The sequence below is a fragment of the Psychrobacter sp. 1Y10 genome, assembly GCF_052259005.1.
Lineage (GTDB): Bacteria > Pseudomonadota > Gammaproteobacteria > Pseudomonadales > Moraxellaceae > Psychrobacter > Psychrobacter saeujeotis.
Window position 1 is genome coordinate 114,966 of the sequence record NZ_JBQQES010000003.1, and the last position, 12,132, is coordinate 127,097.

A 12,132-nucleotide genomic window follows, 5' to 3' on the forward strand; every position below is an offset into this window, starting at 1 on the left:
CGTATGTTTAATCTGTATTGATCAAATCTAATACCGCTTCCGTCAGGGCAAACTGGCGGACATCATTTAGCATAGTTACATCAAAGTTATGTATAAAAGCGAAAGACAGCTGCCGAGCAGGATCACACCAAGCGACTGAGCCGTTGTAGCCCATGTGTCCAAAACCCGCTTCGGTATTAGCACAAACGCTAAACAGACGATGATAACCCAAGCGCCAATGCATGTGAGCAGGCATTACTGCATCCATCCCTGTGACTTGCGGAGTAGATAGCTGCTCGAATGTTGCTTCATCGATTAGAGTTTGCCCTTGCCATTTACCACCGTTTGCCAACATAGCATAGATGGTCGCCAAGGCTTGTGCTGAAGCCACACCATTGGCAGCTGGAATAACTGCCTGTAGCGTTTGACGATTATAGTAATCTATAGGTTGCTTGTTGGCTGGTATGAGTGCAGCCTTATAGTTCTTTAAATTTAACTGATTTGTATTAAGGTATAGACGGTTGATCTGAGCGGTATCTAGTATAGACAATTCTTCTGTATTTTTGTCGTTATTATATTCTTCAACTGTTTGAAATTTGGCCGCATGCTGTTTCCAGCATTCATAACTTGACAGAGTTGCATAGGTACGTAATGTATGTTCAGAGTCCGGTTTTAATACGGGCTTATTTCGACGAGAACGGAGCTGAGTACGCTCTACGGTATGATCTTGCGTTGAGGCTACAAAATCCTTGACCAATACAGCCACTTTATCTGCTTTATCGCTTGGCACACCAAAGTAGCAACTATCAGCAATACCTAGCGGCTCCGTTAGATAATGACGTAACGCTTCGGCCAGCGCCATATCGGTGACCGCTTCTATGACACCTCCTAATATCCAGCCATAAACCAGCGCACTATAAGCACTATCATATCGCATTGCATCCTCAGGCAAGGTTATGGGCATTGCAGCGACCTTAGCAAGCATACTGTCCCATTCGAGCAAGGTTTCGCTATCAGCATCAATACTGTTTATCGAAAACAAATTGGCTTGATGCGACATTAATGAGCGTAAAGTGATATCAGCTTTGTCATTGGAGGCAAACTTAGGCCAATAGTTGGCAATTGGTCTGTCATAATCAAGTAGTTTTTGTGACACTAAAACATGGACCAACGTTGCTAATATGCCTTTGCCCGTTGAAAAATTTAGGGATAAAGTTTCTGGTTGCCATGAGACATCAGGTTGTGCCATGCCGACACTGGCCTGCGCAATACACTTGCCAGCTTGATAAACGACTATTGACCCACCTGCTGGCGCGTCATCTAGCTGTAGATCGGTCAGTAATTGTTGTAGGCGCTGCTGTATTTTGGTATCAACCCTACCACTTCGATCATAGTTGTTAGCAGTATATGGCATTGTCGTTTTACTCACTTATTAATTATCACGTGGTTTTTGATGATAGATAGTTTTACTAGACAATAATAAAAAAGGCCACCCATTGGTCGCCTTCTAAAACACACCTTTAACCCTACTATCACATTAACGCGGTACTAGCAATCGATTATGTACCTCTTGCTCAAGACCAGCCAGTCCATGACTACGCCCACGCTCCATAGCAGTATCCATCTTACGCCCGCGTAACCAGCCAGCACGTAGGGCAATCGCTGCCCCTGCTCTATTTCCTGACCCGCAATGCAATGCGGTTTTTTTACCATGGTACTGGCGCAGTATATTATCAAACGCTAATATATTGAGCTGCTTTAAATCTTTGGCGCCACTTATAGGTAGCTGTTCGTAATGCATACCAGCGCGCGTTACTGCCTCTGACTCATCGAAACTAAGCTCATCATCAGGCTGCAAATTAATAACAAGCTCAACCCCTGCAGCTGCTAACGCTTTTACTTTGGACTCATCAAGCGCACCGCAAACGATTGTCTGTTCATCAGGGCGAAAATAAGGCTCTAGTACTTCTGAAAGATTCATACCATTGTCAGCTACCGGGTCTTGATTATCATGTTCATCTGTAAAGGATTGGGCATTTGTATTTAGAGTCATAGTCGTATATATATTGGTAGATATTAAGATTTGAGTTAAGATTATACTGATTAATCTTCTGAAATTAACTTAACAACACCAGCAAGATGCGGCTTATCGTTTTTGGCGCTATACAAACCAAAATTACAGCTGTCATCACTGCTCTCAAGCTTTGCTAGGGATTCAGCAATCAGCTCAACCTCAGATGGCAAAAATATAGGTAGCTTAAATGATACCTCAGCAGTACATGCATCGGGTAGTTCGCCCATCATTGCCAAACATTTGGCCTTAGACCACATGCCATGAGCGATTGCTTTAGGAAACCCAAAAGCTCGTGCTGACAATGGATGCAAATGAATAAGGTTAAAGTCCCCAGATATAAAGGCATAACGACGACCAATATCTTCTGGCACTTCAAAGACAGAATGGGTCCCTTCTTCATCGACCATTGGTTTGACAGTAGCGGGACGCGGCTTGTTTTTGTTGCTTGCATTACTAGCAGGTTTTTTACCACGGGCTAGATACGTCGAGACCCCTTCCCAAATGACATCATCTTGTGACTTGACCGTAGTTACAAAGTCAAACTGCTGGCCTTGAGCATGATCACGTAAATTATCGAACGACACGGACATAGCGATCGTCTCACGCTCGCCAATAGGACGATACTGCGTCACACTATTATCTACATGTACCAGCCCTAACATTGCAAAAGGAAATGGTTCTTTAACCATCATATTCATCTGTAACGCTTGCGATAGCACAGAAAAATAAGTAATAGGGATTTTACCATCATCAGCAAAACCGCAAATATTACGGTAATCTTCTAAATTATCTTGATCGATGTGCAAATCATTCACATAGTAGGTCGCTTGCGGCAGCTCATCCTTGCCAACTTTTGCGTTGTCACCGATAGGCAACAGGCTCTTTATAATATTAGCGTAAGTGGTATGCGCTTTTGGCAACGCATCATAGTGTTTATCTGACATAAATCTATCCTGATTGAGGCTTAAGCGAATTTTTAGCACATCCATTGGCTGTTTAGTCGCTTATTTTGCAACATCTTGGCTCAGAAATACAGAACTAAAAAGTTACTAAATAAGCAAAACTAAAGACAAACATGAAAATATCTATTAAAAACAAAATTTTTATTAACCTTGTCAACCTTGTGGTTTTAACATAAAAAAGCCACCCATAGGCAGCTTTATTACAATAAGTTAGTAAATTTGTCATAAGTAACGATGATTTATACAATAAATCAATAGTAACATCATCAACTTAGTACAGAATTTATATCTATATATTTTATATAGAAAAATAACAGTTATATATAAATATTATGCACCTAGCAAGCTTTGACCACAGACACGTACGATATTGCCATTTAAGCCGCCTGATGCAGGAGAAGCAAGCCACGCAATCGTTTCAGCCACATCGACTGGCAATCCGCCTTGACTCATTGAGTTCATACGGCGACCTGCTTCACGAATAGCAAATGGGATGGCTTCGGTCATCTGAGTCTCAATGAAGCCTGGAGCAACCGCATTTATCGTCATGCCTTTGTCATTGCCTGCCAACTGTTTTGCAGTCGCATCGACCAGCCCAATAACACCAGCTTTAGAGGTAGCATAGTTGGTCTGACCAAGGTTACCTGCGATACCAGAGATTGAAGACACACATACAATGCGAGCATCTTCTTTTAATACATCATTATCAAGTAAATAACGATTCAATCTAGCGATACTGGCAAGGTTAATATTGATAACCATATTCCACTTTTTTTCATCCATTTTGGCAAGCGTTTTATCACGAGTAACCCCTGCATTGTGAATAATAGCGTCAAGACCACCACGCTTTTTGGCAGCTTCAGCGATTTGTTCGCCAGCATCATCACTAGTGATATCAACCATCAAAGTCGATCCACTAATCTCGCTTGCAACTTTTTGTAAGTCAGCTTGTTGCTGTGGTACATCTAGGCAGATGACATGTGCGCCTTCACGAGCCAATACGCGAGCGATCGCCTCACCAATACCGCGACTGGCGCCAGTGACTAACATCGTCTTGCCACCTAATGGCTGCGTCCAGTCTACTTCAACTGCATTACCCTTACCGACACGTACGACTTGTCCTGATACATAAGCTGAACGCGCTGAGGTAAAGAAGCGCAATGTTGAATCAAGATTGTTTTCAGAGCCTTCAGCGACGTAGATCAATTGAGCGGTAATACCCCGTTTGAACTCTTTGCCGACAGACTTCACAAATCCTTCAAGCGCACGCTGGGCTAAAGCTGTTTCTACATCAGTGATCTCTTCAGGTGGACGACCAATAACGACGACGCGACCTGACTTCTCTACGCGGCGAGCCAAAAAATGAAAGAACTCATAGACTTGCTTGAGCTCATCTGCATTGCTGATATTGCTGGCATCAAACAATAATACCTTAAAGTTGTCTTCACTGCCTGTATTGGCCTTTGCTTCTACGTTTGCATCAGCAAGTGCATCTTTAATACTGTCTCTGCTATTAACAAACACTTCAGCATGCAATTCTGACAAGATACGCGCGATAGACTTGCTCACACGATTGTCATTACCATCGGCTGAACCAACTAATACACTGCCGCGTACAAGACGTTGTCCGCTCTCAAAACGATCAAGACTTACTGGTAGCGGTAGACCTAAGTTTTTAGCAACTTTTTTACCAATAGAAGATTGAACAAAATCACCATAACGGTCTGACATAAAATACTCCTGTATCTAAAATTAAAACAATAATGAATGAAAACAGAGGGGTCTTTAATAAGTGAATTTAAAGTTGACATAACTATACACGCCTAAGCTAAACAAGTCCAAAAGTCAACGATATAAACATGAGTAAACGCGCAGACTTACAAACGCAGCAGTTACTTTCTCTTTCTTTGAAAAACAAACTTATATGCTAAAATAAAACCTAGAAGTTATGACTCAATTATATACTGATAACAATATATTATCAGACAGTCATTTAAGCAATACTAATAAGTAATACTGCTCAGTCTATGTATTTTTGGCTTATGTAAATTTGAGTTTTTGTTACCTGAATTGCTAAAGGTATACAATAACAGGGTAAAAACTATTACGATAAACGGCTACCATCTTCTATATTGATGACCTACCTTGTTTATGACAATGTTTTATTACCTTATTATCTACTACATTCACTCGTTTTAAGGATAACTTTATGAGTAACAAAAAGAATAGCCCAGTCGTTGAGAGTACAGTTATCAAAGGTAACACTCCAGCAGCAGACAACACACAGAAAAACCCTCAATCACAAAAAGATGTCCAAAAGAACAATGACCATTACGATTCAATTGCTGAGTTAAAAAAAGCCACTGATATTGTTGATGCTGACGGCAATCTAGTTGATGACAACTCTGAAAACGATCAAGCGCAGAAAAAAGCAAAAATTAAAGAAGATTTAGTTAATGAGTCTAATATGAGTGAATCAGAAGACCTCAATGTATTTGATACTACAGCAAAGTCTGAAGCGGCCAAAACGCATGAAGACAATACACAAAACCAATCAGTAAAATCAGAGGATCGTGCTGATGATAATACCGATGAGGCAGCGGCTAAGACTAGCAAGCCAAATACTGCTTCTAAAAAGAGCCGCGCTACCAAACTAAGTTCAGGCCAACATCGCGTTGCCATTTTAGGGGGCAATCGCATTCCTTTTGCCCGCTCAAATGGACCTTATGCTGATGCTAGCAACATTGATATGTTAACCGCTGCACTTAATGGTCTTATCGAACGTTATAATTTGCAAGATGAGCGTGTGGGTGAAGTGGTCGCCGGCGCTGTTTTAAAGCTTAGCCGCGATCTTAACTTAACACGCGAAGCGGCTCTAAATACTGCTCTAGACCCACACACACCCACTTATGATGTCTCACAAGCTTGTGGCACTGGTCTACAGTCTGCGTTTGCCTCGGCCAATAAAATTGCTTTAGGTGTGATTGACTCAGCCATTACGGGCGGTGTCGATACGACTTCAGACGCGCCTCTCGCTGTGGGTGATGGCCTACGTAAAGTCATCCTAAAGTTAGGAGCAGCAAGAAACAACAAACAGCGTTTGCAAGCCCTCATGGGTCTGAACCCAAAAGATCTGATTGAATCACCACAAAACGGTGAGCCGCGTACTGGCTTGTCTATGGGTGAGCACCAAGCGATTACTGCTCTTGAATGGAACATCAGCCGTGAAGATCAAGACGAATTGGCTTTTAATAGTCACAAAAACTTGGCTCGCGCTTACGATGAAGGCTTCTTTGATGATCTTATTACGCCATATAAAGGTCTGACACGCGATAATAACTTACGCCCAGACTCTACTCTTGAAAAAATGGGCAAGCTTAAACCAGCATTTGGTAAAAAGAATGCCAACCCAACCATGACAGCGGCCAACTCAACACCACTAACTGACGGTGCTTCTTGTGTACTGCTAGCCAATGATGAGTGGGCAGAAGCACACGGTCTGAAGCCTTTAGCCTATATTGTTCACCAAGAAACAGCGGCTGTTGACTTCATTGGTAAATCTGGCAATAAAGAAGGTTTATTAATGGCACCAGCCTATGCAGTACCGCGTATGCTTGAGCGTGCTGGTCTTACTCTACAAGACTTTGATTTTTATGAGATTCATGAAGCCTTTGCTTCACAAGTTCTTTCAACCCTTGCCGCTTGGGAAGATGAGACATTTTGCCAAGAGCGCCTAGGACTTGAGGCGCCGTTGGGCTCTATTGATCGTAGTAAGCTAAATGTGAATGGTTCATCACTTGCTGCTGGACATCCGTTTGCAGCAACTGGTGGCCGTATCCTTGCGACAGCAGCTAAGCTACTAGATCAAAAAGGCTCAGGTCGTGCGCTTATCTCTATTTGCGCAGCTGGCGGTCAAGGTGTCACTTGTATCCTAGAAAAATAATCTGGTGCTTATCAGACAAATAGCTTAAATATTTTGAATTTTTAACACTCTTTAATCGATTGGTTAGAGGGTGTTTTTTATGCTTCCTTATTTTTAAATGCAGTGACAAATCTGCTAGCGCGATAATGAGCAATACAAGGTTGCATCACACAATAATAAAACGCAGTCACCGCATAGCTTCGCCATCAGATATGCTAAAGTAAAGACCACAATTAATACAATGATAAGAATAGTTATTAGGAGTTTTCTATGAGTAAGATTCCCTCGGCAATTGACCCAAAGTCTTTGACACCGCAGGAACATGCCGAGCTAAGCAAACCTGAACAAGGCAACTTCATTACACGCATGGACAAAGAAGTCTTCAATGATGAGCTACGTCGTAAGATGCATCAGGATTTAATTGACGGTTATGATGAAGAGCTTGAAAATGAAATAGACGATTATGTACGTGATTTTCGTTTTGATGGGCTTGAGATGACAGAGCAAGAAAAGCTTGATCGTCGTACTTATTTTCAAGAACTGGTCCGCTTGCAGCGTGAGTTGATCAAATTACAAGATTGGGTAGTCGATCGCGGTGAGCGCATTGTCGTGATATTTGAAGGTCGTGACTCAGCAGGCAAAGGCGGTGCTATAAAGCGTATTACTCAACGTCTTAACCCACGCGTTTGTAGAGTTGCTGCTCTGCCCGCACCAACTGAGCGTGAGCAGTCACAATGGTATTTTCAGCGTTATGTGGCGCACTTACCAGCAGCTGGTGAGATTGTGTTGTTTGATCGAAGTTGGTATAACCGTGTCGGTGTTGAGCGCGTAATGGGGTTTTGTACCGATGCCCAGTATGAGGAGTTTTTTCAATCTGTACCTGAGTTTGAGCGTATGCTTGTGCGTTCTGGTATTAGGTTGGTTAAATATTGGTTTTCTATCACTGACGATGAGCAGCATTCGCGGTTTATGAGCCGGATTCATGATCCACTCAAACAATGGAAGCTGTCGCCAATGGACTTGCAATCAAGGCGGCGTTGGGAAGATTATACCAAAGCCAAGGAGACTATGTTTGAGCGTACTCATATTCCAGAAGCGCCGTGGTGGGTGGTTGAGGGCAACAATAAAAAACGGGCGCGTTTAAATTGTATTGCTCATTTGCTTGAGCAGATACCTTACAAAGAAGTGCCGCGCGAGGAAGTAGAATTGCCCGAACGTAAACGCGATGACGAATATTATCGAGAGCCTATTCCAGACGATATGTACGTTCCATCACGTTATTAGACCTTCGTAATGTCACAGTCAATAACTGACAAGACGTTTACTTATATAATGTGACCTACTATGGTCTGTCTTACACTATAGTCTATCTTACATAGTATAAGTCGCTTGCTGGCTATCAATCTTGCCTGCTAGTAAGCGTTCAACTTCATGTTTTATTTTTTGTCCCGCAACATCCGTACCGATTTGGACGGCAAACCCTGCAGGACGGTTGGCCTGTGCTTTATGATTGATCCAAACCACTTTGCCATTCATCGGTAAGCGTTCGCTAGAATTGGGTAAGGTAATCGCAATGAAGACTTCATCACCCAACTCCTGGACACGATTGGTGGGTACAAACAGGGCACCATTATCTACAAAAGATAAATAGCTGGCATATAGTTTTTCGACATCTTCAATATGACAGGTAATAATACCGCCACGTCCTGGCATTGCCATAATAACATCCTTAATTTTGATATACGGTTAGATATCGCTTGACTGTCACTTTAGTTTTACTATATAGAGTCTATATGCTCAGATAGATTCTATAGATAAACCAAGTCTTGCATCAGCTTATCATAGGCAAATTTTTCTTGCACATTTTGTTGAAGGGCTGTTTTTGTTTGCTGCAACTGGCTTAGCAATGTTTCTAATGCGTTGTCTGTAGGCTGATATTTTTCTAAAGCGGCTGATAGAGCAATATCTTTTTGGTTACTATCAAGACCTAAACAAACGCGCCGAATATCAATCAGCATAAGCTCAGTCAGCTTGAGAAACTCTGGTAGATCAATCTCAGCTTGCCAATAGTCACTAGCCGCTACACTGCTACGCTTACCACTACGTAAGGCTTGCCATGTCGTCAACCATAGAGCGCGTTTGCTATACCAGGTAGCTTTTGCCAGCTCTATTGCTGCAAGTGGTGCACCGTTTGCTAACTGTAACAACTGGGTAATTTGTATCGGACTTACCACTTCACGATTAATCGTATTGCCAAGCTCTTGAGCCACATAGTCATTTGTAATAGTTGGTTCTACTCCCTGCAATGGTAACTGCTGTACACGACTTTTAATCGTTGGCAGTAGTTTTGCTGGCATGTCACTGATTAAAAAAAGATGAACTTGTGCTTGTGGCTCTTCTAACGTTTTTAAAAGGGCGTTGGCCGCTGCGATAGTCATTTTTTCAGCATGATCTAACACGCAAATGCGCATCCCCTGTCCGCCCTGGTAGATAAAAGGCTGCAATGCGCGAATATCATCTACCTTTACTGTCAACGCAGCACTACTGGTTGCTTTTACCGACTTGGTATTGGTCTTCGTTTTTTTATTATTACTGACAGCTTGGTTATTTTCCTGACTTTCAGTGCTAATAGGCATACTGGTAATAGGCAATACTTGTAAGCTTGGATGCGTACCAGATCTAAGCCATTGACAGCTTTGACAATGACCACAAGCTCCAAGCGGATGCTGCTGACGCTCTTGACACAATAGCCAAGCTATCAGTCGCCAAATAAAAGCACGCTTGCCCATTCCTTGCATACCAGCGGCAAGTAATGCATGCGGCAAATTATGGGGCGGTGATAGTACACGACTTGTAAGCTGCGTCCACAATGCTTGCTGCCATGGTAATAGTGGCGCAAAATAAATACTGTCTGTCATATGATTCACGCTTGTTGCCTACTATTTCGTTTAAAATTTACTAAGCTTGGTACTTATCTTATCTTATAGATTCTTTCAAATATCAATTGCTAAATAAATGCTTAGGCTATTTATTATGTATTGCTTATAAACTTATTGACACTCATTGCATTTAAACGATCCAAATCTTCTTGCGTGTCCACGCCAGCAGGTAGCTGAACTTTTGCAGCCGCAATAGCTATGTTGCCACCGTTTTCTAAAATGCGTAATTGCTCTAAGCTCTCAAGCGTTTCAAGCGGTGTTTGAGACCAATGGACAAATTGTTGTAACAAACTTACCCGATAAGCATACAATCCCAAATGACGGTAAGCCTCTTTTGGGGCGGGTAGATCCGCTATATCTAAGTTACCAGCAGCCACTGCCAACGCCACATCACGATCACAAGGAATCGGTGCACGGCTAAAGTACAGCGCGCGCTGAGTGTCACCAACGATTGCACTCACAACCTTGACCACCGACGGTCTTATGAACGTCTGATAATCTTCAATAGGCTCGTATAAAGTCGCCATAACGCTGTCATCATCTTGTACCAACAGGTCTTTGACTTGCTGTAGTAAGAGCGGCGGCACTAATGGCTCATCTCCTTGCATATTAATAATGATATCATGATCAGCCCAGCCTTTGATCGTCGCAACTTCAGCCAAACGATCTGTGCCTGAAGCATGATCAGCACTTGTCATTACCACTTCATACCCTGCATCCGAGCAAACCTTAGCGATTCGTTCATCATCAGTCGCAATGCACATATCATCGGCAAAATGCGCGGCTTGAGCCTTTTCAGCGACCCAAAGTATCATAGGCTTACTATGAATATCTAACAAAGGTTTACCTGGTAGACGTGTGCTTTTAAAGCGTGCAGGAATAACGATATGAGTTTTGGCAGGTGCTAAAGCTGACGACATAAATAATTCCTATAACAAAAGGTACATAAATTCAAATAGGTAATATAAAAATAAGCGAGTAATTTAGACATACGCTTAGACATAAAAACAACTATATACATCGACTACCTTAACTTAATTATCATAACTTGACCCAACCATGTTGATACCATGTACGGTCAATTGCTGCTGCAATGTCTGATAGCAAACGTCAGATAGTTTGGCAGTCACAGGTAGTACCCATAGCTTGTTTACTAAAGCTATAATGTCATTGCCACTGTGACTATCAATAGATTCAGTGGATTCAGTGGATTCAGTGGATTTTATAGCATTTATTTTACTAAGCTCTGTTAATAGCACTATTCGAATTTTTACAGCGTCCTTAGTCGTCACAATCATAGGATGCTCAGTGTATTGCAGTAGCTCGGTCAGACTAAAGTTATGATGATCCGGATAAGGATGTCCTATGACATCAAAACCAAGCGTGCTCAGGGTGGCAAAAAAGCGCTGAGGATAGCCAATACCACTAATCGCATGTACCTTATCACCTTTTGACGGTACTACCTTAGCTGACAAAGGTTTAGATAACAAAGGTATGGTTATGTTTGAAACGTTCAACTCGACTAATTCATCATCAGACAGCAAAGGATACAGCTCATCTGGCTGTAACTGCATCGTTAAACGCTGAGCTAAGTTTTCATTATCGTTAAGAGCTGGTACTACGTTGGGTTTCTCATGATAGATAACGGTTGCATCCTTTAATCGCGCTATCGGTTCACGTAAAAACCCTGTCGGTAATAGCTGCTGATTGCCAAATCCACGTGCTACATCTACTACTATCCATTCGATATCACGTTGCAACGCATAATGCTGTAAACCATCGTCAGCGATAATTAATTGTAAGTCAGGATGCGCGTTTAGCAAAGTCGTAATTGCCTGCTTGCGGTTTGGGCATACTGCCATTGGCGCAGCAGTGGTGTTGACAATCAAACACGGCTCATCGCCTACTGTATTTGGCAAACTCTCTTTGGTTACTAACGCTGGCATTTGGGATGTATCGCCGCCATAACCACGGCTAATCACGCCAACCTTTATGCTTTGCTTCTGCAAATAACTGACCAAAGTGATAATTAAAGGCGTTTTGCCACTACCGCCAACCGTAACATTACCGATGACCATAACTGGTACAGGCGCACGGAAACTTGTCAATACTCCCAGTTTATAAGCCTGACGGCGCAACCAAACAAGCAAGCCATATAGCCAGCTAAGCGGCAATAGTAACCAAAGCCAAGCTGCTTTTTGCTGCCAAGCACGAGTAATTGTCGTCTCAATACTCATTATTTAGCATCCATCTGGT

General features: G+C 42.4%; 10 protein-coding genes. 2 read left to right on the plus strand and 8 right to left on the minus strand.

The window, feature by feature from the left end:
- Positions 1-7: 7 nt before the first annotated feature.
- The 4 genes from ACTXGH_RS06250 to ACTXGH_RS06265 form a co-directional block, all read right to left on the minus strand.
- The gene (locus tag ACTXGH_RS06250; protein WP_439295987.1) at positions 8-1,393 is read right to left on the minus strand and encodes a serine hydrolase domain-containing protein; all 1,386 of its coding nucleotides are present in this window, start codon (positions 1,391-1,393) and stop codon (positions 8-10) included.
- A 123-nt stretch (positions 1,394-1,516) separates the two neighbouring features.
- Positions 1,517-2,032 carry a protein tyrosine phosphatase family protein gene (locus ACTXGH_RS06255; RefSeq protein ID WP_439295988.1) on the minus strand — a complete coding sequence of 172 codons (516 nt, stop codon included), beginning with the start codon at positions 2,030-2,032 and terminating at the stop codon, positions 1,517-1,519.
- Positions 2,033-2,082: 50 nt separating this feature from the next.
- Entirely contained in the window at positions 2,083-2,997 is a 915-nt protein-coding gene (locus ACTXGH_RS06260) for a MaoC family dehydratase (RefSeq protein ID WP_439295989.1), read from the minus strand.
- A 348-nt stretch (positions 2,998-3,345) separates the two neighbouring features.
- Positions 3,346-4,746: a 3-oxoacyl-ACP reductase gene (locus tag ACTXGH_RS06265; RefSeq protein WP_439295990.1), complete on the minus strand. Its 1,401-nt coding sequence runs from the start codon at positions 4,744-4,746 to the stop codon at positions 3,346-3,348.
- 736 nt (positions 4,747-5,482) lie between these two features.
- Here ACTXGH_RS06265 and ACTXGH_RS06270 point away from each other — a divergent pair.
- Together ACTXGH_RS06270 and ppk2 are read left to right on the plus strand one after the other, a co-directional pair.
- On the plus strand, positions 5,483-6,958 hold the full coding sequence (locus ACTXGH_RS06270) for an acetyl-CoA C-acetyltransferase (RefSeq protein ID WP_439296070.1): 1,476 nt from the start codon (positions 5,483-5,485) through the stop codon (positions 6,956-6,958).
- Positions 6,959-7,207: 249 nt separating this feature from the next.
- Complete coding sequence (ppk2, locus tag ACTXGH_RS06275; protein ID WP_256713825.1) at positions 7,208-8,221, plus strand: polyphosphate kinase 2; 1,014 nt, start codon at positions 7,208-7,210, stop codon at positions 8,219-8,221.
- 87 nt (positions 8,222-8,308) lie between these two features.
- Here ppk2 and ACTXGH_RS06280 read toward each other — a convergent pair whose 3' ends face one another.
- The 4 genes from ACTXGH_RS06280 to lpxK form a co-directional block, all read right to left on the minus strand.
- Positions 8,309-8,656 (minus strand): PilZ domain-containing protein, encoded by a 348-nt coding sequence (locus ACTXGH_RS06280; RefSeq protein ID WP_299216078.1) that lies wholly within the window; start codon positions 8,654-8,656, stop codon positions 8,309-8,311.
- A gap of 89 nt (positions 8,657-8,745) precedes the next feature.
- Positions 8,746-9,864: a DNA polymerase III subunit delta' gene (locus ACTXGH_RS06285; protein ID WP_439295991.1), complete on the minus strand. Its 1,119-nt coding sequence runs from the start codon at positions 9,862-9,864 to the stop codon at positions 8,746-8,748.
- A gap of 104 nt (positions 9,865-9,968) precedes the next feature.
- On the minus strand, positions 9,969-10,796 hold the full coding sequence (gene kdsB / locus ACTXGH_RS06290; RefSeq protein WP_439295992.1) for a 3-deoxy-manno-octulosonate cytidylyltransferase: 828 nt from the start codon (positions 10,794-10,796) through the stop codon (positions 9,969-9,971).
- Positions 10,797-10,910: 114 nt separating this feature from the next.
- Positions 10,911-12,113 carry a tetraacyldisaccharide 4'-kinase gene (lpxK, locus tag ACTXGH_RS06295; protein WP_439295993.1) on the minus strand — a complete coding sequence of 401 codons (1,203 nt, stop codon included), beginning with the start codon at positions 12,111-12,113 and terminating at the stop codon, positions 10,911-10,913.
- Positions 12,114-12,132: the final 19 nt, after the last annotated feature.